Origin of the sequence: Pseudomonas sp. A0308, assembly GCF_044218815.1 — a bacterium.
GTDB lineage: Bacteria > Pseudomonadota > Gammaproteobacteria > Pseudomonadales > Pseudomonadaceae > Aquipseudomonas > Aquipseudomonas iridis.
This window is the reverse complement of record NZ_CP162581.1, coordinates 697,027-718,551: the sequence shown is the minus strand read 5'-3', so window position 1 is coordinate 718,551 and position 21,525 is coordinate 697,027. Positions and strand designations below refer to the sequence as shown.

Below are 21,525 nucleotides of genomic sequence, written 5' to 3'. Positions count from 1 at the left end.
GTTTTCCAAAAAGCCGTTGCTGAAGGTCAGCAGCGCTGAAGCGGCAACCGCGAAGCCCAGCGCTTTCGATCAGCTTGGCAACAGCCCTTTATCCCTGGCATTTAACGTCTTGCTTTCTGGACAGGGTAAGGGCCACTCAGTAGCATTTGCGCTCAACGGACTTTCCCTGTGCACATCCTTCGACGTGCAATTCTCAAGGAATCGACATGCGCGAAACCCCAAAGGCCGAACAACGGACGGTCGTGACGCTGGTCAACGGCGAGATTCACTACGAAAGCCAGATCAGTTTCAGCTCGGTGTCGATCGTCAATGGCGAGGTGCGTGTGCATTCCGCTGTCGGCGATCGACTAGACGTCCAGGTTCCCGGCGCGGACTTCGCGCTGCGCTTTGATCTGAACGAAGTGCAAAAAATACCGGTGGCGCACCAGACGCCGGTTGAACCCGTGCCTGCCGATGACAGCTTGAAGTTGTTCACCTGGAAAACCGTGCTGATCACCCTCGGGCTGTGGTTCTTCGTCGGTTCGGTTTTCGGTTGGCTGGGGTTTTTCGTTGCAGCCGGATATTTCGGTTACCAGTGGCGCCAGGTGGCAAAGCGCAAGGAACAGCTGGCTCAGGTAACCGCAGCTCCAGCCGTGCCCCGTTCCGGATCGGGTATGTCACGAGAGAGCGTGCGCAACGCATTGGCCCGCAAGCGTTGATGCGGTGCACAGCTAAAGCTAAAAAAGGGGCGGACTGATCAACGATCAGGCCGCCCCTTTTTTGTTACCGCTTAGTCAGGTCAATGCATTTTGCTGTGATCGTGACCTTCCATGTTGGTCAGCGAACGCACGCTGGCCTTCACTTCAACGGTTTCTTTTTCGCCTTTGGCGTTTTCCACGGTAAGGGTCAGCGGCACGGATTCGCCTTCTTTCAACTGACCGGTCAGGCCCATCAGCATGACGTGGTAACCGTTCGGATCAAGCTTGACGGCTTTACCAGCCGGCAGGTCGACCGATTTGACCGGGCCCATGCTCATGACGTCGTTCTTCATGCTCATTTCGTGAATCTGCACGTCTTTGGCCACTGGGGTCGCGACGCTGAGCAGCTTGCTGTCGCTGTCGGCGGTGAGGGTCATGAACGCGCCGCTGGCGGACTGGGACGGCACGGTTGCACGCACCCACGCATCGTCGACCTTGGTCTGCGCCGAAACCTGAAAGGCCAGGCCCAGCAGGGACAGACCGAGTACCGCACGTTTGATGTTGTTCAGAACCGGTTGCATTAGCAAACCTCCATAACAGTAAGCAAATCTTCCGTGCATTCTTCTGCCGAAAGCGAGGTGGACAGACCCAGGCGCAGCTCGCCGCGCGAGTCGAAGACGTAACTGGTGGAAGTGTGCGAGATGGTGTAGGTGTCGCCGGCCGGCACCTTCTCGAAAAACACGTCGAATTCCTTGGCCGTGGCCTTGGTTTCCTCAAGCGTGCCGTACAGCGCGACGAACGTCGGGTCGAAGGCTTTGACGTAGGCGTCGAGGATTTGCGGCGTGTCGCGCTCGGGGTCGAGGGTGATGAAGATCACCTGCAAGCGATCGCCGTCCTTGCCCATCAGTTTTTTGATTTTTGCCGCGCGGGCCAGGGTGGTCGGGCAGACCGCCGGGCACTGGGTGAAGCCGAAGAACACCATCGGCATCAGGCCGCGGAAGCTCGACAGGGTCATGGTGTCGCCGTCGGTGTCCTTCAGTTTGAAAGTGCGGCCCATGATCTTGTTACTCAGATCCTTGCCGTACTTGTACGACAGTTGGCCGCGGGTGTCGCAGCCGGCGAGCAGGCCGAGCCCGAGTACGCCCATTCCCGCAAGTACCTTGCGGCGAGTCAACAAAGCCGTCATCTAATACCGCCTTTTGCAGCCCGTCAGTCGGCAGGACCGGCGGGGTGGGTTAACCGTAAAAGCGGCGCATGATAACAAACTGAACCGGCGAGTCGGTTTTCGATCGGCTGACAGGGTGTCGCAGGGCGACAAAAGGTGTAAGAAAAAGTGACCAGCGCGAGCGATGGCGTGATGAAGGCGTTATTGGCTCATAACCGCTGCGCTCAAACACCAACGGTTGCGCCCCTGTTGCTTGGCCTCGTAGAGACAAGTGTCGTCGACGGGATGACGCGTGGTGATGCCGGCACTGGCTGTGACATTCCCCAGAGGATGTCCGGCATGTTCCATCTTCAGCGCACGAATACTCTGCAAAATGTCCTCGGTGACCTGAATCACCCCAGCGCTATCGGTATTGGGCAATAACACGGTGAACTCTTCGCCGCCATAGCGTGCGGCCAGGTCACCCGGACGTTTGACCGCTTGCTGGATCGCCTGCCCGACCACGCTCAGGCAATCATCACCCGCCGCATGCCCGTATTGGTCGTCGTAGCGTTTGAAGTGGTCGACATCGAGCATGATCAACGACAGCGCCGAGCCTTGGCGACGGGCCAATCGAATTTCATCGGCCAGCGAATTGTCCAGGCGTCGACGGTTGCCAAGCCCGGTCAGGGCGTCAGTCAATGCCATGTCGCGCATGGTCTGATGGGCGTGGCGGATTTGTCGTTCCATCGCCATACGCTGGCGCAACTGGCTCAGGACGATGAGCCCGAAACAGCTCAGCACCAGAGTCAGAAACACCAGCACGAAGCCGTTCTTCAGCAAATCCTGCTGCCAGGGTTCGATGATTGAATCACGCGACAGACCCGCCTCGACCACCAGTGGATAGGTCGTGAGGGCGCGATAGCCATACAAACGCTCGGTGTCGTCGACGACGGCGCGCACTTGCGCGATGCCTGAGTAGAGATGCGGGGTTGTTTGTGTTCCGCTCTGGCGAGTGGCGTCCGAGCATGAACATCTCCTTGGGTTTATTGCACACGTGAAGCGGGTAACAGTATGACAAGGATCGCCGCGAAGGTCGGGATCGCCGCGAAATCCTTGATCAGTGTCGCGTGATTGTCCTTTTTGGGTTGACGGTGAAACGCTTTTCAGCCGATTTATCCAGCGCTGGAGTGTCAGTAATCTGTGCCCATCTTGAACGCAACAAGAACTTCCCCAACTAAAAAGGACTGCACAGATGAATACTCCAACCTACAACCGCCTCAACAAAGACGACGCCGTAGTACTGCTGGTTGACCACCAGACCGGTTTGATTTCTCTGGTGCAGGACTTCTCGCCAAACGAGTTCAAGAACAACGTTTTAGCCCTGGCCGATCTGGCGAAGTTCTTCGAATTGCCGACCATCCTCACCACCAGTTTCGAACAAGGCCCGAATGGCCCACTGGTGCCGGAACTGAAAGAGATGTTCCCGGATGCGCCCTATATTGCCCGCCCAGGCCAAATCAACGCCTGGGACAACGAAGACTTCGTCAAGGCGATCAAAGCCACCGGCCGCAAGCAGATCATCATTGCCGGCGTGGTCACCGATGTTTGTGTGGCGTTCCCGACATTGTCGGCACTGGCCGAAGGGTTTGATGTGTTCGTGGTCACCGACGCCTCCGGCACCTTCAACACCACGGTGCAACAAGCCGCATGGAGCCGCATGACTCAGGCCGGCGCACAGATGATGAACTGGTTCTCGGTAGCCTGTGAGCTGCACCGCGACTGGCGCAACGACATCGAAGGACTGGGTAATCTGCTGTCGCAGCGGATTCCGAACTATCGCAACTTGATGAATGGTTATGCGGCGCTGACGGCGCAGCAAAAATAAGTCGACGCTGACTTACTAAAAGCCTGCCCTCAACAGCAGGCTTTTGTTCGTCTGATACGGATGAGCAGCATGAACGCCTGATCACTGTTTTCGCCGAAGGCAAACAGCACGCATTGCGCAGGTGCCGAACGCTTTAATCGCTTTGCGGCTTCAGCGTTTGATACCACTCGGCATACGGCGTGTTGCTCACTTTGTATCGGTTGTAATCCGCACTGCCATCCTCCCACCAGACCGGGCCACGTTCGCCCAGTGCCACTTTGGCGGCTTGCACATGCGCCCTGGCTGTTTTCAATTCTTGCGGGGCATCCAGCGACTTCGCCGCTTTGACTTCGCGTCGCGCAGTCATCAAGTCGTCGACCAGATGCTGGCGTTGTTGCGGGTCCAAAGACGGGTTACTGCATCGCCAAAGCCGTTCTTTGACCACGAAATAACGGCCGTCAGGCGTGGTTGGATACATCTGCTAACCCCTCTGAAGATGCAGGCGCTTCTGGCATGTTGATAGCCGAGATCACGGGGCGCTCAACGGCAGAATCAAAGCCTATGCCGCAGCGCCTGCACGGGTCGGTTGAGGGTTACGGCATTTTCGCTTCGTACAGCAAATCACTGACTCGCGACACCAGGGTATCGACCGCAAAAGGCTTGGTCAGCACTTGCATGCCCGGCCCTAGTTGAGCGCTGCCGATGACGGCGTTTTCGGCGTAACCGGTGATGAACAGGGTTTTGAGTTTCGGGCGGATTTCCCGGCCCGCGTCGGCCATTTGCCTGCCGTTCATGCCGCCCGGTAAGCCGACATCGGTGATGAGCAGGTCGATCTGCGCGTTGGAGCGCAACGTCTCAAGGCCTTCGATGCTGTCAGCCGCATCCAGCACGGTATAGCCGAGTTCGCTGAGCACGTCTTTGAGCAGCATGCGCACCGTGGGTTCGTCGTCGACGATAAGGATGGTCTCGCCTGCTTTTACCAGCGGTGCTGTCGTACTGCGGGTGGCGTCGTGATTTTGTTTGGCTTCGCCGCGATAGCGTGGCAGGTAGATGCACATCGTGGTGCCTTGGCCGACTTGCGAATGCACGCGCACATGGCCACCGGATTGTTTGGTGAAGCCATAGATCATCGACAGCCCCAGACCTGTGCCCTGACCGAGCGGTTTGGTGGTGAAAAACGGGTCGAAGGCCTTGGCGATAACTTCAGTGCTCATGCCGGTGCCGGTGTCGGTCACGCAGAGGCAAAGGTACTCGCCCTCGGGAATGTCCAGCGTGCGAACCGACTCGACGGCCACGGCGCGATTGGCGGTTTCCACCGTGATGCTGCCGCCATCCGGCATGGCATCGCGGGCGTTGATGCACAGATTCAGCAGAGCGTTTTCCAACTGGCTGGCATCGACCAGCGCCGGCCACAGATCGGGTGCCACCAACGTCTTCAGGCGAATGCTCGGGCCGACGGTGCGCTGGATCAACTCGGTCATGCCGACAATCAGCGTGTTGACGTCCGTTGGCCGCGGATCGAGAGTCTGGCGCCGGGAGAACGCCAGCAATCGATGGGTGAGCGCCGCCGCACGTTTGGTCGCGCCTTGGGCGGTGGCCAAATACTTGTCGACGTCCTTGAAGCGGCCCTGAGCGATGCGTTTTTGCATCAGCTCCAGGGCGGCGGAAATGCCGGCCAGCAGATTGTTGAAGTCATGGGCGAGGCCGCCGGTCAGTTGCCCGACGGCTTCCATTTTCTGAGATTGCCGCAGCTTTTCCTCGGCTTGCATGAGATCGGCAGTGCGCGCGATTACACGTTGTTCCAGGGTGTCGTTGAGCGCGCGCAGTGCCGCGTTGGCCCGATCGCGCTCGGCCTCGACACTGCGCCGCTCTTCCACATCGATCAGCACGCCGGGGAAGCGCAGCGCCGTACCGTCGTCGGCGCACTCGACGCGCCCGTTGGCCTCGAGCCAATTGTATTTGCCATCAGCGTCGCGCACCCGATACTGATGGGAATAGGCGCCGCCGCGGGCAATCGCTTCGTTGATCGCACCGATGAGTCCGTCCCGGTCGTCGGGGTGGACGGTCGTCACCACTTGTTCCAGGCTCAGACCGGTGCGGCCCAGAGCCGGGTCGAGATTGAAAACCTTGGCGAAGGCTTCATCCACGGTAAAGCTATCGGTCGGCAGGTCCCAGTGCCATGTGCCGATAATGGCGCCGGCGGCGAGGGCAAGTTGTACACGCTCGACGTTTTCACGCGCCAGTGCTTCGCTGACGCGCAGGCGCTCTTCGGCGTCGCGTCGTTCGGTAACGTCATTAAAGAGGATCGCAATTTGCCGGTCGGCAGGATCGCCGACTCGTATGGCACGTACGTCGAACCATCGCTCAAAGGTGTTGGCGTAACTTTCGAAGTTCGCCGGTTCGCCCGTCTTGGCTACGTGCCCGTAGGTCTCGAACCAGAACTTTTCCAGGTTGGGTGCGAACTCGGTCACCCATTTACCCCGTAGATTGACCCCGCATTGACGTTCGAACGCCGGATTAGCCTCGACGAAGTAGTAATCCACCGGACGATCGTCGGCGTCGAATTTGACCTTGACGATGGCAAATGCGGCTTCGATGGTTTCCAGAATGGTGCTGAAGCGCTCTTCGCTAAGGCGCAGCGCCGTTTCGGCACTGCGCGAGCGCGTCAGATCAAGCATCGCGCCGATGATGCGTTCGGCGCGGCCGTCGGCGTCGCGGATCAAGTGGCCGCGGTCGAGCACTTCGGCGTAGGAACCGTCCTGGCAGCGGAAGCGGTACTCGGCGCTCCAGGTCGATCCGCTGCCGTCGATGGCCGAGCGTATCGATTCCTCGACGCGTTCGCGATCCTGCGGATGGATCTGGGCAAAGCGCCATTCACTCGTCGAGTCGATGGCCGCACACGGGAATCCATAAGCCTGTTGCAGGGCTTCGTTCCAGACAATCTGCCGGGTCTGTAAATCCCAGTCCCAGACCGCATCGCGTGTGGCCTTGAGCGCCAGGCGATAGCGCTCTTGCGATTCGAACAGTGCACGGCCAGCGAGATGCTCCTGGGTGCGGTCACGAAGGATTTTCACGAAGCCCAAATGGGATTGATCGTCAGCATAGAGCGGCATCAGTTCGCCCGACGCCCAGAACAATTGGCCGTCCTTGCGCAGGTGCCAACGCTCATCGGAGGCGCGCCCTTCAAGCAGAGCGCGCTGCATTTCCATTTCAACGCGGCCCGTGGCGCGATCCGTCGGCGTGAAAAAAATCGCCGCGCTCTGACCGAGTATTTCCTCGGCGGTCCAGCCCATGACATTGACGGCGCCGGCGTTCCATTCGGTAATGTTGCCTCGCGGATCGGTGGCGACCATGGCGAAATCGATCGCGCACTCGAAGATCGCACGCTGGCGCGCTTCACTGGCGGCGAGCGCCGCACGGCTGGCGGCCAGTTGCGCGGCGATATCGTGCTGTGCGCCGTTGACGAGTGTTTGTCCTGCGCTGGTTTCCAGCGCCTGGCGCAGGCGCATGACCTCTGACTCAAGCGCTTCGCGGGTAAGATGTTTCAGGATTTTCACCACTCACGCCTGATTGATTATTGTGGTCCGGACTCGTTCAGCGTGCTGCAAACGAACACTACGGGTCACCCATTGACACGGCGCGACCTACATAAGTTGCAGCCTTGAAGGACGGCGCTTGCGGATCTACAACGACTGCCCGTTATCCAGCGTGTCGAGCAGCATTTGCCCGCGTTGCCAAAGGGCCTGCTGTTTGGCTTCAGGCATGCGGTCGAGGTTTTTGTAGAGCATGCCCATGCGCTGATTGCTGCGCAGCAGGTTGCCGTGGCGCATCAGAAAATGCCAGTACAACGAATTGAACGGGCAGGCATTGTCGGTGGTGCTTTCACTCACCTTGTAGGCGCAATCGCGGCAGTAATCGGACATTCGCTTGATGTACTGGCCGCTGGCGCAGTAAGGCTTGGAGCCCAGGTATCCACCATCGGCGTGCATGACCATGCCCAGGGTGTTGGGCAACTCGACCCAGTCGAACGCGTCCATGTAAATGGCCAGATACCACTCGCAGATCTCGCTCGGCGCGATGCCGGCCAGCAAGGCGAAATTGCCCGTGACCATGAGCCGCTGGATGTGGTGTGCATAGGCATGTTTGAGACTTTGCCCGATGGCCTGGCGCATGCAGTTCATCTGTGTTTCGCCGGTCCAGTAGAACTCCGGCAATGGCCTGGTGTTACCGAATGAATTGCCTTCGGCGTAGTCAGGCATTTTCAGCCAGTAGACCCCGCGCACATATTCACGCCAGCCGATCAGTTGCCGAATGAAGCCTTCGGCGGCGTTCAGGGCAACGCTGCCCGCCCAATAGGCCGACTCGACGTCGTTGCACAGTTGCCGCAGATCGAGCAAGCCGATGTTGAGCGCGGCACTGATGCGCGCATGGAACAGAAACGGCTCGTCGCTGGCCATGGCGTCCTGATAATCACCAAAACCGGCCAGGCCGAAATCCAGAAAGTATTGCCACAGCGCTTGGGCGTCGGCGTGGGTCACCGGGTAGTTGAAGTCGTCCACAGCGCCGTAGTGACTGGCGAAACGCTCGCGCACCAAAGCGAGGACTTGCTGAGTGACAGGGTCCGCGCTGAAGTTGAGCGGGTAGGGCGGCTTCACGCCTTTGGGCAGCGACTTGCGGTTGTCGGCGTCAAAATTCCAAGCGCCACCCACCGGAGTGCCGTCGCCATTGAGCAACAGCCTGCTTTTGCGGCGCATCTCGCGGTAGAAGTACTCCATGCGCAGCTGCTTTTTACCGGCCGCCCAATCGGCGAACTCGGCGCGGGTGCATAGAAAACGGCTGTCACTGTGCCAATGGATGGGCAAACCACAATCGCGCAGCGAATGCTCCAAACGCCAGTCGCCGCATTCGGTCAGGTGCAACTCGTCCGGCTTTAGAAGCGCATGCCAGCGCTGCAACTCACTCGGCACAGCGCCGGTGTTTTGCGGATCGTCGAGCCTGACGTACTGCACCTGAAAGCCTTGCTCCTGCAACGCCTGAGCAAAATGACGCATGGCGCTGAACACCAGAACGATTTTTTGCGGATGGTGAGGAACATGACTGGCTTCCTCCATCACCTCGACCAAAAGGACGGTGTCGCGTTCGCGATCAAGCCCTTGCAACGAGGCGAGATCGAAAGATAACTGGTCACCAAGGACCAGGCACAAGCGGTTAACAGTCTTCATTCGAACGCAATCAGCCTGATGAGAGGCAATAGAGGTAGCCAGTGGTGGGAAAGTCCTTACTCAGATAGTTGTACGGAAAGTTGGTTTTGTATAGGTTTTTTTGCTAGCCGGGGTACACCGGGTAATCGATATAACCTTCAGCGCTGCCGCCATACACCGTGGCCGGGTTCAGCGCATTCAGCGGCCAGCCGTTGGCGATTCGCGCAGGCAGATCCGGATTGGCCATGAACGGCCGACCGAAAGCGACTAAATCGGCGAGACCGGAGTCGAGCAACTGCGCACCGGATTCGGCGTTGTAGCGCCCGGCATAGATGATCGCGCCGCTGAAGGTATCGCGCACCGCTTGGCGGAAGGTTTGCGGCATCGCTGGCGCGTCGTCCCAATCGGCTTCGGCGATGGACAGATAAGCAATGCCGACGTCCTCCAGCACCTTGATCGCTCCTATATAGGTGGTGTGCGGATCTTCCTCGACCAGGCCCAGGTACGTGCGCGCCTCATCGGTGGTAGTGAACAGCGGTGCGAAGCGCACGCCGACCTTCTCCTTGCCAATGCACTCGGCGACGCCCGCCACCACTTCGCGCAGAAAACGCAGGCGATTGTGCAGCGAACCACCGTATTGATCGGTGCGCAGATTGCTGTGGGCGGAGATGAACTGGTTGACCAGATAGCCATTGGCGCAGTGCAGTTCGATGCCGTCGAAACCGGCCTCCATCGCGTTGCGTGCTGCCTGGATATAGAGCTGGATCAGCTCCTGAACTTCATCAGTGCTCAACGCGCGCGGTGCGGACGGCGGCACCAACTCACCTTTGCCTGGCGCGGTTTCGATGAACACACTGACGCGGTCGGTCGCCACGGCGGAAGCCGATACCGGCGCCGCACCGCCAGGTTGCAACGCGCTGTGCGACACACGGCCGACGTGCCAGAGCTGGGCGAAAATCACCCCGTCGACGGCATGCACGGCATCGGTGACTTTGCGCCATCCGGCAATTTGCTCGGGGGTGTGAATGCCCGGCGTCCAGGCATAACCCTGGCCCCGCGGCTCGATCTGCGTGCCTTCGGTCACCAGCAAACCCGCGCCGGCGCGCTGCTGGTAATACTCGGCCATCAATTCATTGGCGATGTTGCCCGGTTGGGTACTGCGCTGGCGCGTGAGAGGCGGCAGGACGATGCGGTTTTTCAGCGTGTGCAGGCCCAATTGGGTGGGAGTGAAGAAACTGCTGTTGTTCATGAATGACCTTTTTTACTGGTTTATTAGACCAGTCAACTATTGAGTGAGCGTAAAAAAAACGCCGTGCATGACGCGCACGGCGTTCGGGTGGTTTTTCCCCCGAAGGGCTTGGCCTGAGAAATCAGCCGAGCATCTTCAGCAGTTTTTCGGCGACCGCTGCGGAGCTGGCAGGGTTCTGGCCAGTGACCAATTGCCCATCTGCCACCACATGCACTTGCCAGTCGGCGACCTTGGAGTAGTAACCGCCAAGACGCTGGAACTCGTCTTCGATCAGGAACGGCACGACATCAGTCAAACCGACCGCGGCCTCTTCGGCGTTAGTGAAACCGGTGACCTGGCGATGCTGGATCAGCGGTTTGCCCTCGGCATTCAAAACGTGGCGCAGTACGCCCGGTGCGTGGCAAACGAAACCGTGCGGCTTGTTGCTGCGGTCGAAGGCTTCGATCAAAGCGATCGACTGTTTATCTTCGGCCAGATCCCACAATGGGCCGTGGCCACCTGGGTAAAAGACCGCATCGAAATCATCCGCCCGAACATCCGCCAGACGCCCGGTATTGGCCAGTGCCTGTTGGGCGGCCGGATCATTGCGAAAGCGATCGGTCTCGGCGGTCTGTGCGTCTGGCTCGTCGCTTTTCGGATCCAGAGGTGGCTGGCCACCGGCCGGGGACACCAGCGTGACGTCGGCGCCGGCGTCCTTGAAGGCGTAGTAAGGAGCGGCGAACTCTTCGAGCCAGAAGCCGGTTTTCTTGCCGGTGTCGCCAAGTTGATCGTGCGAAGTCAGAACCATCAAGATTTTCATAAAGCACCCTTGGTTGATCAGGTGGCGTCGCTGCGCAACGGATTTGCGAAACGCCGACACCGGGAGATGAGTTGTCGGAGCGCAGCATAGATTCCAATTAGACCAGTCGTCTAGTAGTTTTTTCTACGCAGGTTTTTCACTGACAGATATGGCAAACTCCCGTTCCCTGGAAATATACGACTGGTCTATTGTCTGGTAATTTGCGCCCCATGAAACCGACCTACGACAACACCCGCCAACACTTGCTCGATACCGGCCACCGGATGATGGCTGAGAAGGGCTTCACCAGTGTCGGCCTTAATGAAATCCTGCAAACCGCTGGCGTGCCCAAGGGCTCGTTCTATCACTATTTCAAATCCAAAGAGCTCTACGGCCAGGCCTTGCTCGAGGATTACTTCGTCGGTTATCTCGCCGACATGGAGCGGCGCCTGACGCTGCCGGGCCTTACGGCCTATGAGCGGTTGATGGATTACTGGCTGGGCTGGCAGAACCGCTGCACGCTCGAAGGGCATGGCGATGAGTGTCTGGTGGTGAAACTCAGCGCCGAAGTCGCCGACCTGTCCGAGTCGATGCGCCTCACTTTGCGTGATGGCGCCGAACAAGTGGTGTCGCGCATTACCCTGTGCATCGAGCAGGGCCAGGCTGAAAACAGCCTTCCTGACGGCGATGCTCGCCAATTGGCGGAAACCTTGTACCAGATGTGGTTGGGCGCCAGTCTTCTTAACAAGTTGCAGCGCACCGGGCAGTCGCTGAACACGTCGATGGCGACCACCCGGCAACTGCTCAGCGTTTGAGTTCGGCGGTCGGCTAAAGCGCCGCCCATTGATCGCGGTATTGCAGCAGAAAATCAACGAAGGCCCGCACGTGTTGCGGCACGTAGCGCCCGTGCGGATACAGCAAGGTGTAAGGCCGGGAACGACCTTTATAGGGCTGCAGGACTTCGACGAGTCGGCCGTCCGCCAATTCCTGCTCGACAATGAATTTGTAGGTCTGGAACACCCCGGCACCGTGCTTGGCCAGGGTCACGCCACCGAGCACATCGTCGGAGCAGGAATAACCGCCGTCCGAAATAATCTCTCGATCGCTGCCATTTTCCTGAAACAGCCATGAAATCCGCCGTCCGCTGCTGGGCAGTTCGAACTGGATGCACTCGTGTTCGACCAGATCCTCCAGCGTCTGCGGCGTACCGGCCTTGCGCAGATACTCGGGCGAGGCGACCACCACCAGTTTGGCGTCCTCCAGCAGGCGCGCAATCATCGTTGAGTCCGGTTGGGCGCGGACGCGGATCGCCAAGTCGTAGCCCTCCGCGACGAAGTCGATGTTGCGATTACCCAAGTGGATATCGACGGTGACGTCGGGGTACAGCGCACGAAATTCTGGCAGCAGCGGCAGGATGCGGTGATGCCCGTAAGTGGTGGGCAGGCTGATGCGCAATCTTCCTGACGCACTTGTCTGTGCGCCCATGACCTCTTGTTGAGCTTCAACCAGTTGGGTCAGCGCCTGGTTGCACTGGACGAAGAAGTTGCTACCGGCCTCGGTCAAGCGAATGCTGCGCGTGGTTCGCGCAAAGAGCCGAGCACCGAGCCGTTGTTCCAGACGCAGAATCGACCGGCTCACCGCTGCCGGTGTCACCCCGGCGAGTTGCGCGGCCGCGGTGAAGCTGCCCGCTTCGGCGGCGAGGCAAAAGAGTTCGATACTGCCCAACTGCAAGTCTTCAAAGTGGCGCTTCATAATCGATTACACCGAGGCTCAACGGATCTTTCATTCCGGTATTTACCACAACAAACGGCACCGCCGGTATAGACCGACGGTGCCGTTTGTTGTGGCGAGGACAGCGGCTGGATCAATGACCCGCGCTCTGGCCACCGTCGACGTGCAGGATCTCGCCCGTGACAAAGTTCGCGTTATCCAGATAGAGGATCGCTTGCACGATGTCATCAATCTCGCCCATATGGCCAACCGGGTGGAGATTGCCCAGCGCTTCGTGGGTTTCCACGCCGTGCATTGGCGTCTTGATGATGCCCGGCGAAACCGCGTTGACCCGAATGCCGCGCTTGGCGTACTCGATGGCCAGCGATTTGGTTGCCGCGTTGATGCCACCCTTGGTCAACGAAGCCAGCACCGAAGGCACGCCGTCAATCGCGTGGTCGACCAGGCTGGTGGTAACGCTGACGACGTGGCCGCTACGGTTTTTTTCCATCTCGGCAATGGCCAGTTGGGTGATGTAGAAGAAGCCGCTCATGTTGGTCGCCACGACCTGGGCGTAATCTTCTTTGCTGTAATCGGTGAACGGCTTGGCGACGAAGATGCCCGCGTTGTTGACCAGTGTGTCGATGCGACCAAAGCGTGCAACGGCTTCACGGATCACCCGCTCGGCGGTTTGCGGATCAGCGATGTCGCCTGCGACGGTCAGAATATCCGGGTCTGACGACGGTTTGACGGAGCGAGACGTCGCTACAACCTGATACCCGCGATCGCGAAAACCCTTGACCAGGCCCGCGCCAATGCCTTGCGAGGCGCCGGTGACCACTACGACTTTATTGGAAGTGCTCATGATGAATTCCTCATTGAATCGATAGAGATTGAGTAGAAAAATCTGCAAATCAGGCGTGAGAGGTCTCTCGTGTCGCCTGCCGTAACGCTTGCTGGTATTCGGCGACCGAGTGCGATCCGGACATCAGTTCTCGGTCATTGAGCACCATCGCCGGGACCGAGTTGATGCCTCGCGCCTGATAAAACTGCTGAAGCTCGCGGACCTCCTGACTGAACTCGCCGTTCGCCAACACTTCTTGCGCACGCCCGGTGTCGAGGCCGACTTCGCCCGCCAGCTTCAACAGCGTCTGGGTGTCATCCGGATTCTTGCCGTCGGTGAAGTAAGCACGTAACAAGGCTTGCTTCAGTTCACGTTGCCGGCCTTCCATGTGTGCCCAGAACAACAGGCGATGTGCATTGAACGTGTTAAAGAAGTGACTGCGTTTTTCCAGGTCGAAGCTAAAGCCGATGTCTTTGCCGCGTTGAATGATCATCGCGTTTCGTTCCGCCACTTGCTGAGCGCTACGGCCATATTTGCGCATCATGTGCTCGACGGCGTGCTCACCTGCGGCCGGCATATCCGGGTTCAGCTCGAACGGTTTGTAGGTCAGTTCAACATCGATCTCACCGGCCAGATTCGCAATCGCTTGCTCAAGGGCCGTAGCGCCCAAGGCGCACCACGGGCAGACCACATCCGAGACAAAGTCGATTTTTACCGTGCGGCTCATGACTGTTCGTCCGCTAGCTGCTGGCGGTACTCGGTGGTCGTTATACCGGCGTAACCCCAGTTATCCGTGTCGACTTCTTCAATCACGATGTGCGTGAGTTTTGGGTCCTTGTTGAGTACTCGCTCCATCGTTTCGGTGATCTCTTTGATCACCTGGGCTTTTTGCTCGCGAGTGACGCCGTCACGGGTGATGCGTACGCTGATGAAAGGCATTGGAGTAACTCCACTAGCCAGCCTGTCGGGATGATGGGCTGCTGTTGAAGTGAACTTTAAGAAGTGGCGCGCGATTGATAAATACGCCTTGAGGTACTTCATTTGTGATGTGGTGTATCAAATCGAAAGGGGCGAACCCTGTGGGATCCTTCCACTGAGGGTGCTGACGGGGAAGTTGTTCAGGAGCCTAGGTCGCAACGGATGTGCGCTGGGGGTTGAAGCGAAGCGGTCATTACGATCAGGCGTACGCCGCTCAAGCCAATAAATCGGTGATCCATTGCGCTTGTTGCGTGATCTCTCGCACTTTCGCTTCGGGCAACGCCTGCCGCGCTCGGGCGAACTGGCCAAGCGTCTTTTGTTTCTCACGAAGGATGCGCTGCCACTTGCTCAGAAACGCCGGGCTGCGCGCCTGCATTTGCAGTGGCCCGAAGTACAATTCCGGACCCGTATAGGCGACGGAATCTGCACGCTCGGCGACGATGATTTCGTAGTAGAAACGGTTCTCCCACAGCAGTTCTTCACAGAGGATGCAGTAGCCGTTATCCATCAGCCATTGGCGCAGGGGTTGCTCGCCGCCGTTGGGTTGCAGGATCAGGCGTTCGGCGCCGCTCAGCCGCGCTTTGCCGCTGTCAAGAATGTCGCGGATCGTCTCGCCGCCCATGCCGCAGATGCTGATCGCGGTGATTGCGTCGCCAGGCTCGATTGCCGCCAGACCACTGGCATGACGCACGGTGATGTGCTGTTCAAGATCGTTTTCGCGCACCGTGCGTTCAGCCGAGCGGAACGGCGTCAACGCCACTTCGCCAGCCACTGCCGCTGCAATCACGCCACGGCGCATCAGCGCCACCGGCAGATAGCCGTGATCCGAGCCGATATCGGCCAGTCGCGCGCCGGCGGGCACGTGCGCCGCCACGCGCTCCAGGCGCATGGACAATGTGTGTTCGTTCAACGACAACCCCTGTTCAACACTGACTTGCGGCACTGGTGGCCGCAAAAGGGGTGCGACTTTGTCGAGCTATGCGTTGCCTGTCAAATCCCCGTGATAAGGGCCGCGTTGCGATCCGCTGGCAGCGCCGGTTTTGCCAGCGCCGCCATCGGGTCAAACCACTAACCGGCCAACGTCGCGTTGTCGATCACGAAGCGATATTTCACGTCACCCTTGAGCATGCGCTCGTAGGATTCGTTGATCTGGTCCGCGCGGATCAGTTCGATGTCGGAAACAATTCCGTGCTCGGCACAGAAGTCCAGCATCTCCTGGGTTTCGGGGATGCCGCCGATCATCGAACCGGCAATTGTGCGGCGCTTCATGATCAGGTTGAACACGTTGGGCGATGGATGCGGCGAGGCGGGCGCGCCGACCAGCGTTAACGCACCGTCACGCTTGAGCAGCACCAGGAAAGCATCGAGATCATGGGGTGCGGCAACCGTGTTGAGGATGAAGTCAAAGCTCTTCGCGTGCGCCGCCATCTCTTCGGGGTTACGCGATACCACGACCTCATCGGCACCCAGCTGCTTCGCCGCTTCGCGTTTCGATTCAGAGGTGGTGAACGCGACAACATGCGCGCCCATCGCGTGGGCCAGTTTGATGCCCATGTGACCGAGGCCACCGATGCCGACCACACCGACTTTCTTGCCCGGGCCGGCGTTCCAGTGACGCAGCGGCGAGTAGGTGGTGATCCCCGCGCACAGCAGCGGCGCGACGGCCGCGAGTTGCGCTTCGGGATGACGAATACGCAGCACATAGCGTTCATGCACGACGATGTTTTGCGAGTAGCCGCCCAGCGTCCAGCCCGGTGCGTCCGGCGTCGGGAAGTTGTAGGTGCCGATCATGCCGTCGCAGTAGTTTTCCAGACCGGTTTCACAGTCGTCGCAGTGTTTGCAGCTGTCGACGATGCAGCCGACACCGACCAGATCACCGACCTTGAAATCCGCGACATGCGCGCCGATCGCCGAAATCCGACCGACAATTTCGTGGCCCGGCACGCAAGGGAATTGTGTGCCTGCCCACTCGGCGCGCACCTGATGCAAATCCGAATGGCAGATGCCACAGAAGGCGATATCAATCTGGATGTCATGGGCCGCGGGTGCACGGCGGTTGATCTGCATGGGCTCAAGGGGTTTGTCGCCAGCGTGGGCACCGTAGGCTTGTACAAGCATGGGAACGTCCTCAATGAATTTTTCGGACGTCCATTTTTGCTGTTCTGCGCTGCCGTGAAGTAGTGCAATCCTGTGCAATGCTTGCCTGATTCTGTGCGTCGTTGTGACGTTGCACCGACAGACGAACGCGGTGATTGCGGGTAATCTGCCGGCTCGCTGACTAAAACAAGACAAAAACAGGAGTCATTGATGCAACCGATCCGTCTCGGTCTGGTGGGCTACGGCAAGATTGCCCAGGATCAACACGTCCCGGCGATCAACGCCAATCCCGCATTCAAGTTGGTGTCTGTTGCCACACAGGGCAAGCCTTGCGCCGGCGTTGAGAACTTTCAGTCCCTGAGCGAACTGCTCGCCAACGGCCCGCAGGTTGATGCGATCGCGTTCTGCACACCACCGCAAGGGCGCTTTGCTTTGGTGCAAGAGGCGCTGGCTGCTGGCAAACATGTGCTGGTGGAAAAGCCGCCGTGCGCCACATTAGGCGAGGCCATGGCGTTGGTCAGCCTGGCCGGGCAGCAAGGCGTCAGCGCGTTGTTCGCCTGGCATTCGCGCTACGCCCCCGGCATTGCCGCCGCCCGCGACTGGCTCGCCACGCGCACCCTGCAAAGCGTGCAGATCGACTGGAAGGAAGACGTGCGCAAATGGCACCCAGGCCAGACCTGGATCTGGCAGCCGGGCGGTCTCGGCGTCTTCGATCCGGGCATCAATGCCTTGTCGATCGTCACGCACTTGCTGGCGCTGCCGTTGTTTGTCGAGTCCGCCGAACTGCGCGTTCCCGAAAACTGCCAGTCACCGATTGCCGCGTCGATCAAAATGTCAGATGCACGCCACCTTGATGTACGTGCCGAGTTCGACTTCGACCACGGCCACGACGAACTCTGGAGCATCGAGATCCGTTGCGCCGAAGGGGTGTTGCGACTGGACAACGGCGGCGCGTTGTTGAGTATCGACGGTGTGCGCCAGACCGTTTCGCAGGAGGGTGAATATGCGGCAGTCTATCGGCACTTTCAGCAGTTGATTGGTGACAAGGCCAGCGACCTCGACCTTCAGCCACTGCGGCTGGTGGCGGATAGTTTCTTCGTCGGCAGTCGCGTCTCAGTCGCCCCGTTCTACGACGCATAATTCCAATGCGGTCACAAAAAACCGCCGTCCTGGTTGATCGGGACGGCGGTTTTTTTGCCTGATGACACTGCGTTGCTTATTCGTCAGCCTTCGCGAGCAGGCTCGCTCCCACATTGGAACGCGGTCAACTGTGGGAGCGAGCCTGCTCGCGAAGGGGCCAGAATTGGCCCCGGATAACGCTGCGGATATTGACCGCGATTGTCAGCCCGGCAACTCCAGATTATCCAGCACCCGATTCACCGCCAGCTCCCCGAGCATGATCAACTGCGTAATCCCCACCAGCGTCCGACGCTGCGATGCCGGCACCAAAGCAGCGAAATCATTGGCGATGGTTCTCGCCGAGGCGAGCGTTTCGCAGGCATCGACCAGCAGTTCCTCGTTTTTGAAATCCGCGTTAACGGCGTACATCCTGCGGGTTTTGCGTGGCGCAGGGGTGGAGCCAGGCGGGCAGAGGTAGTGATCGAGGGCGCGGTCGGCAGCTTCGTTCAGTTTTTTTGAATCGAGGGATTCGTAGGGGGAGGTGGGGTCGGTTTCGGGCGGGTTTGGTGTTGGTTTGATCATGGTGAAGCTCCTTGAGAAATGGAGCCGTCAGCCTTCGCTGCTAAACGAAGAGGGTGGCGGCTGTGCGCGGGTTAGCAGACCAGGCTCAAGGATCCCGGCGCACCGAAGTGCCCCACGCAAAGCCGCCATAGGGAAATGGCGGGACTTACGTGCCTTGAAAATTGGCGAGCTGCTAAACCCGATCACTGATTCGTCAGCGACCGCACCACAATAGAACCCGCCCTCAAGGCGTACAAGCCGGCGGATTCTGGCTTAGCTGTAGGCAATTGCGCAAGGATGCGTAGCCTCGGATCCGTGTCCTCAGGTGTCATTTAAACACCTTGGTTTAAAAGCGAAGATCACTGCACCAAGGCGACGCGCTTCAGCGCATTTGACGCGAGGTCAGAAGCGCGCCAGTCGATAGGCCTCGCTGCATGGCAGGTCTTTGGGCAGGTTTGTGGTTGCCGCACCCGCTATCTGCACGATCATGTCTGCGGTGACCGCCGCCTGCGTCAGTCCCAGATGTTGATGCCCAAACGCAAGCAGCACCTTGCCACCGCACACCTGATCAATCACTGGCAGTGAATCCGGCAATGACGGCCTGAACCCCATCCACGGTGTCGCCGCTTCAGCACTCAGATCTTTGCGGAACAGCCCTTGGCTCAACCGATGCAACTGCCACGCGCGTTCCATCTTCGGCGGCTGTTCAAGCCCTGCGAACTCAACGGTACCGGCCAGCCGCAGTCCCTCGGACATCGGCGTCATGATGAACTTGCGTTCCATGGAGGTGACGGGGAAGGGCAGGCGGTCGTGTTCCTGGGGCAGCATCAAGTGATAGCCGCGTTCGGTGTCCAGTGGCACGGTTTTACCGGTCAACGCGGCCGTGAGTTTGGCCGAGTGCGCGCCGCATGCGATCAAGACGCGGCTCGCGGTCAAACCACCGTTTCCGGTGATCAGTGAAACACCGTGCTCCTGAACATATCCGCCCTGAACCTGCTGCTTCTCAAAACGCACGCCGCTGGCCTTGGCTGCGCTGACCAACTCGCAAACCACGCGATAAGGATCGATGAAATGCCCGGTGCGGGGAAAGAACAAACCGCCCCGAATCCGCTCGCTGAGTTGCGGTGCGGTGTCGCGAATCGTATCTGCCTCCCAGAAATCGACGGGGACCTGCTGCTGATGCAAGCGTGCCTGAAGCGCTTCGATGGCCTGAAGTGATTCCGCACGTTCGAACACCAGCAATGAACCGTCGACTTTCAGCAGGTCAGGACGCTCGATGTCGCTGAGCAAGCGATGCCAGGCTTCGAGGCTGCCTTCGTTGAGCGCACGCAGTCCGGCGACGGTTTTCTGAAAGGGTTCCGAACGCAGATTCAATAACAGCCGTGTGAACCAGGGCAGGGCGCGGGGCATGTATTTCCAGTCCAGGCGCAATGGCCCCATCGGGTCCATCAACATGGCCGGCAGGCGCTTGAGTATCGACAGATCGGCAATCGGAAACACTTGTTCGGTCGCCAGATGCCCGGCATTGCCGAACGATGCGCCGTGGCCCGGTTCCTGTTGGTCGATGACGACAACTCGCAACCCCTGGCGAGCCAGACGCAATGCGCAGGCAACGCCGATGATGCCGGCGCCGACCACGGCGATATCGTGCGAGGCGTTATTGGGCATTGTTGTGCGCTTCCCTTTGCCCGTCGAGCAAGCGTCGCAACCGCAGCGGATTGGCCTGTTTCAGCGCGCCGGGCAGCAAGCTGTCGGGGAAGTCCTGATAACAGACCGGGCGCAGGAACCGGTGGATCGCTGCGGTGCCGACCGACGTGGTGCGCGAGTCGGACGTGGCCGGAAACGGTCCGCCGTGAACCATCGCCTCACACACCTCGACGCCGGTAGGCCAGCCATTGACCAGCAAGCGACCGGCCTTGCGCTCCAGTGTCGGCAACAATGCGCGGGCCTGCTCAAGGTCTTCGTCGTCAAGGTGCAACGAGGCGGTGAGTTGGCCTTCCAGGCGTTCGATTGCTTGACGGATTTCATCGTCATCACTGCATTGCACAATCAGCGCCGCCGCGCCAAACACTTCGGCCTGCAGGCTGTGATCGGCGAGAAAATCCCCGGCTTGAGTGACGAACAGCCGGGCCTGACACTGATTTGGCCCTGTGCTCATCAGGCCCTCAGCGCACAGTTGCGCGCGCGGGTTTTCAAGCAACGCAGTCACGCCAGCCTCATAGGCATTGAAGATCCCGGGCGTCAGCATCGTTTGCGCCGGGCTGTGTCGTAACCGTTCGGCAGCGGCCGCGATAAAGCTGTTCAGCGCGGGGCCCTTACGCGCAATCACCAGCCCGGGATTGGTACAGAATTGCCCGGCCCCTAGCGTCAGTGAAGCAACGAACCCTTCAGCGAGCGCTTGCGCGCGATTGTGCAACGCCGCCGGAAACAGCAATACCGGATTGATCGAGCTCATTTCCGCATACACCGGAATCGGCTCCGGCCTTGCCTGCGCCGCTTGAACCAGCGCCAGACCACCGCTGCGCGAACCGGTAAAACCCACGGCTTTGATGCGTGGATCGGTGACCAGCGCAATGCCCACTTCGCGCCCGGAACCGTACAGCAACGAGAACACGCCCGGCGGTAGATCACAGGCTTTTACCGCCCGCGCCAGCGCATGGCCGATCAGCTCACTGGTGCCCGGATGCGCACTGTGCGCCTTGACGATGACCGGACAACCGGCGGCCAGTGCCGACGCCGTGTCGCCCCCGGCGACGGAGAACGCCAGCGGAAAATTGCTCGCGCCAAACACGGCCACCGGGCCCAGCGGTACCTGACGTTGCCGCAAATCCGAACGCGGCAGCGGCTGACGCTGCGGTTGTGCGGTATCGACGCGCACGTCCAGCCATTCACCGTTGCGCACGGTGCGCGCAAACAGACGCAGTTGCTGACAAGTACGCCCGCGTTCACCGAGCAGACGCGCACGGGGCAGACCGGTTTCTGCGGCGGCGCGGTCGATCAGTTCGTCGCCAAGGGCTTCGATCTCATGGGCAATGGCTTCAAGAAATTCGCTGCGGGCATCCAGCGTTGTTTCGCGATAGCTGTCCAGCGCCGCCCACGCCAAGGCACAGGCCTGTTCGACATGCGCGGCCGATCCACCGGCATAGGCAGGTTCCAGCACGGTATGGGTGGCCGGGTCGATCCCGCGAATGGCTTCACGATTGCCCGCAATACGTTGCTGCCCGATCAGCATGTTGCCCGTCAGAGTCATGGTGTCTTCCTGATGAGAAAAAAGCGCCCGCCGCAAACCCGGCGGGCAAG

General features: G+C 59.6%; 20 protein-coding genes and 1 pseudogene. 4 read left to right on the top strand and 17 right to left on the bottom strand.

Annotated elements, in window-relative coordinates; translation table 11 throughout:
• Positions 1 to 206: 206 nt before the first annotated feature.
• Positions 207 to 698 (top strand): hypothetical protein, encoded by a 492-nt coding sequence (locus tag AB4P92_RS03325; RefSeq protein ID WP_042558823.1) that lies wholly within the window; start codon positions 207 to 209, stop codon positions 696 to 698.
• An 80-nt stretch (positions 699 to 778) separates the two neighbouring features.
• Here AB4P92_RS03325 and AB4P92_RS03320 read toward each other — a convergent pair whose 3' ends face one another.
• The 3 genes and pseudogenes from AB4P92_RS03320 to AB4P92_RS03310 all read right to left on the bottom strand — a co-directional run.
• The gene (locus AB4P92_RS03320; RefSeq protein WP_042558824.1) at positions 779 to 1,258 is read right to left on the bottom strand and encodes a copper chaperone PCu(A)C; all 480 of its coding nucleotides are present in this window, start codon (positions 1,256 to 1,258) and stop codon (positions 779 to 781) included.
• Positions 1,258 to 1,863, bottom strand: coding sequence for an SCO family protein (locus AB4P92_RS03315; RefSeq protein ID WP_210555184.1), 606 nt, complete (start codon positions 1,861 to 1,863; stop codon positions 1,258 to 1,260). Before AB4P92_RS03315 ends, AB4P92_RS03320 begins: the two co-directional genes overlap by 1 nt.
• Positions 1,864 to 2,043: 180 nt before the next feature.
• A pseudogene (locus AB4P92_RS03310) lies at positions 2,044 to 2,811 on the bottom strand (GGDEF domain-containing protein); the annotation flags it as partial.
• A 265-nt stretch (positions 2,812 to 3,076) separates the two neighbouring features.
• Here AB4P92_RS03310 and ycaC point away from each other — a divergent pair.
• Positions 3,077 to 3,709, top strand: a complete 633-nt coding sequence (ycaC, locus tag AB4P92_RS03305; RefSeq protein WP_042558826.1) for an isochorismate family cysteine hydrolase YcaC — start codon at positions 3,077 to 3,079, stop codon at positions 3,707 to 3,709.
• 133 nt (positions 3,710 to 3,842) lie between these two features.
• On the opposite strand, the gene AB4P92_RS03300 is transcribed toward ycaC, so the two are convergent.
• The 5 genes from AB4P92_RS03300 to AB4P92_RS03280 form a co-directional block, all read right to left on the bottom strand.
• Positions 3,843 to 4,166: a hypothetical protein gene (locus tag AB4P92_RS03300; protein ID WP_261736877.1), complete on the bottom strand. Its 324-nt coding sequence runs from the start codon at positions 4,164 to 4,166 to the stop codon at positions 3,843 to 3,845.
• A gap of 115 nt (positions 4,167 to 4,281) precedes the next feature.
• Positions 4,282 to 7,197 (bottom strand): PAS domain S-box protein, encoded by a 2,916-nt coding sequence (locus tag AB4P92_RS03295; protein WP_395599652.1) that lies wholly within the window; start codon positions 7,195 to 7,197, stop codon positions 4,282 to 4,284.
• A 174-nt stretch (positions 7,198 to 7,371) separates the two neighbouring features.
• Positions 7,372 to 8,910 (bottom strand): cryptochrome/photolyase family protein, encoded by a 1,539-nt coding sequence (locus AB4P92_RS03290; protein WP_200615934.1) that lies wholly within the window; start codon positions 8,908 to 8,910, stop codon positions 7,372 to 7,374.
• Between the two features lie 103 nt (positions 8,911 to 9,013).
• On the bottom strand, positions 9,014 to 10,138 hold the full coding sequence (locus AB4P92_RS03285; RefSeq protein ID WP_395598859.1) for an alkene reductase: 1,125 nt from the start codon (positions 10,136 to 10,138) through the stop codon (positions 9,014 to 9,016).
• Between the two features lie 121 nt (positions 10,139 to 10,259).
• On the bottom strand, positions 10,260 to 10,937 hold the full coding sequence (locus AB4P92_RS03280) for a type 1 glutamine amidotransferase domain-containing protein (RefSeq protein WP_042558830.1): 678 nt from the start codon (positions 10,935 to 10,937) through the stop codon (positions 10,260 to 10,262).
• A gap of 209 nt (positions 10,938 to 11,146) precedes the next feature.
• Here AB4P92_RS03280 and AB4P92_RS03275 point away from each other — a divergent pair, with 209 nt between their 5' ends.
• A complete protein-coding gene (locus tag AB4P92_RS03275) occupies positions 11,147 to 11,731 on the top strand; it encodes a TetR/AcrR family transcriptional regulator (protein ID WP_261736881.1) in 585 nt (194 codons plus the stop codon).
• A gap of 13 nt (positions 11,732 to 11,744) precedes the next feature.
• Here the strand turns inward: AB4P92_RS03275 and AB4P92_RS03270 are convergent, their stop codons facing one another.
• From AB4P92_RS03270 to AB4P92_RS03245, 6 genes are all read right to left on the bottom strand, one after another.
• Complete coding sequence (locus tag AB4P92_RS03270; RefSeq protein ID WP_395598858.1) at positions 11,745 to 12,668, bottom strand: LysR family transcriptional regulator; 924 nt, start codon at positions 12,666 to 12,668, stop codon at positions 11,745 to 11,747.
• Positions 12,669 to 12,780: 112 nt separating this feature from the next.
• Entirely contained in the window at positions 12,781 to 13,491 is a 711-nt protein-coding gene (locus tag AB4P92_RS03265) for an SDR family NAD(P)-dependent oxidoreductase (protein WP_042562036.1), read from the bottom strand.
• A 49-nt stretch (positions 13,492 to 13,540) separates the two neighbouring features.
• Positions 13,541 to 14,197, bottom strand: a complete 657-nt coding sequence (locus AB4P92_RS03260; protein WP_395598857.1) for a DsbA family oxidoreductase — start codon at positions 14,195 to 14,197, stop codon at positions 13,541 to 13,543.
• A complete protein-coding gene (locus AB4P92_RS03255) occupies positions 14,194 to 14,409 on the bottom strand; it encodes a 4-oxalocrotonate tautomerase family protein (RefSeq protein WP_042558834.1) in 216 nt (71 codons plus the stop codon). Before AB4P92_RS03255 ends, AB4P92_RS03260 begins: the two co-directional genes overlap by 4 nt.
• A gap of 253 nt (positions 14,410 to 14,662) precedes the next feature.
• Positions 14,663 to 15,358: a tRNA (adenine(22)-N(1))-methyltransferase gene (locus AB4P92_RS03250; protein WP_395598856.1), complete on the bottom strand. Its 696-nt coding sequence runs from the start codon at positions 15,356 to 15,358 to the stop codon at positions 14,663 to 14,665.
• A gap of 158 nt (positions 15,359 to 15,516) precedes the next feature.
• Positions 15,517 to 16,566: an NAD(P)-dependent alcohol dehydrogenase gene (locus AB4P92_RS03245; RefSeq protein ID WP_047300781.1), complete on the bottom strand. Its 1,050-nt coding sequence runs from the start codon at positions 16,564 to 16,566 to the stop codon at positions 15,517 to 15,519.
• A gap of 189 nt (positions 16,567 to 16,755) precedes the next feature.
• On the opposite strand from AB4P92_RS03245, the gene AB4P92_RS03240 reads away from it, so the two are divergent.
• Positions 16,756 to 17,685 carry a Gfo/Idh/MocA family protein gene (locus tag AB4P92_RS03240; RefSeq protein WP_115146870.1) on the top strand — a complete coding sequence of 310 codons (930 nt, stop codon included), beginning with the start codon at positions 16,756 to 16,758 and terminating at the stop codon, positions 17,683 to 17,685.
• A gap of 201 nt (positions 17,686 to 17,886) precedes the next feature.
• Here the strand turns inward: AB4P92_RS03240 and AB4P92_RS03235 are convergent, their stop codons facing one another.
• The 3 genes from AB4P92_RS03235 to AB4P92_RS03225 all read right to left on the bottom strand — a co-directional run bounded on the left by AB4P92_RS03235 (position 17,887) and on the right by AB4P92_RS03225 (position 21,475).
• Positions 17,887 to 18,246, bottom strand: a complete 360-nt coding sequence (locus AB4P92_RS03235) for a DUF6124 family protein (RefSeq protein WP_200615950.1) — start codon at positions 18,244 to 18,246, stop codon at positions 17,887 to 17,889.
• 381 nt (positions 18,247 to 18,627) lie between these two features.
• Entirely contained in the window at positions 18,628 to 19,893 is a 1,266-nt protein-coding gene (locus AB4P92_RS03230; RefSeq protein WP_395598855.1) for an NAD(P)/FAD-dependent oxidoreductase, read from the bottom strand.
• On the bottom strand, positions 19,883 to 21,475 hold the full coding sequence (locus AB4P92_RS03225; protein WP_395598854.1) for an aldehyde dehydrogenase (NADP(+)): 1,593 nt from the start codon (positions 21,473 to 21,475) through the stop codon (positions 19,883 to 19,885). Before AB4P92_RS03225 ends, AB4P92_RS03230 begins: the two co-directional genes overlap by 11 nt.
• Between the last annotated feature and the right edge of the window lie 50 nt (positions 21,476 to 21,525).

Bases quoted from the DNA above. Each gene is read 5' to 3' on its own strand.
- AB4P92_RS03285 (WP_395598859.1), bottom strand. From the start codon at position 10,138: ATGAACAACAGCAGTTTCTTCACTCCCACCCAATTGGGCCTGCACACG.
- AB4P92_RS03235 (WP_200615950.1), bottom strand. From the start codon at position 18,246: ATGATCAAACCAACACCAAACCCGCCCGAAACCGACCCCACCTCCCCC.
- AB4P92_RS03265 (WP_042562036.1), bottom strand. From the start codon at position 13,491: ATGAGCACTTCCAATAAAGTCGTAGTGGTCACCGGCGCCTCGCAAGGC.
- AB4P92_RS03300 (WP_261736877.1), bottom strand. From the start codon at position 4,166: ATGTATCCAACCACGCCTGACGGCCGTTATTTCGTGGTCAAAGAACGG.
- AB4P92_RS03245 (WP_047300781.1), bottom strand. From the start codon at position 16,566: ATGCTTGTACAAGCCTACGGTGCCCACGCTGGCGACAAACCCCTTGAG.
- AB4P92_RS03260 (WP_395598857.1), bottom strand. From the start codon at position 14,197: ATGAGCCGCACGGTAAAAATCGACTTTGTCTCGGATGTGGTCTGCCCG.
- AB4P92_RS03255 (WP_042558834.1), bottom strand. From the start codon at position 14,409: ATGCCTTTCATCAGCGTACGCATCACCCGTGACGGCGTCACTCGCGAG.
- AB4P92_RS03295 (WP_395599652.1), bottom strand. From the start codon at position 7,197: ATGCGCCTGCGCCAGGCGCTGGAAACCAGCGCAGGACAAACACTCGTC.
- AB4P92_RS03225 (WP_395598854.1), bottom strand. From the start codon at position 21,475: ATGACTCTGACGGGCAACATGCTGATCGGGCAGCAACGTATTGCGGGC.
- AB4P92_RS03240 (WP_115146870.1), top strand. From the start codon at position 16,756: ATGCAACCGATCCGTCTCGGTCTGGTGGGCTACGGCAAGATTGCCCAG.
- AB4P92_RS03280 (WP_042558830.1), bottom strand. From the start codon at position 10,937: ATGAAAATCTTGATGGTTCTGACTTCGCACGATCAACTTGGCGACACC.
- AB4P92_RS03325 (WP_042558823.1), top strand. From the start codon at position 207: ATGCGCGAAACCCCAAAGGCCGAACAACGGACGGTCGTGACGCTGGTC.
- AB4P92_RS03290 (WP_200615934.1), bottom strand. From the start codon at position 8,910: ATGAAGACTGTTAACCGCTTGTGCCTGGTCCTTGGTGACCAGTTATCT.
- AB4P92_RS03275 (WP_261736881.1), top strand. From the start codon at position 11,147: ATGAAACCGACCTACGACAACACCCGCCAACACTTGCTCGATACCGGC.
- AB4P92_RS03230 (WP_395598855.1), bottom strand. From the start codon at position 19,893: ATGCCCAATAACGCCTCGCACGATATCGCCGTGGTCGGCGCCGGCATC.
- AB4P92_RS03320 (WP_042558824.1), bottom strand. From the start codon at position 1,258: ATGCAACCGGTTCTGAACAACATCAAACGTGCGGTACTCGGTCTGTCC.
- AB4P92_RS03315 (WP_210555184.1), bottom strand. From the start codon at position 1,863: ATGACGGCTTTGTTGACTCGCCGCAAGGTACTTGCGGGAATGGGCGTA.
- ycaC (WP_042558826.1), top strand. From the start codon at position 3,077: ATGAATACTCCAACCTACAACCGCCTCAACAAAGACGACGCCGTAGTA.
- AB4P92_RS03270 (WP_395598858.1), bottom strand. From the start codon at position 12,668: ATGAAGCGCCACTTTGAAGACTTGCAGTTGGGCAGTATCGAACTCTTT.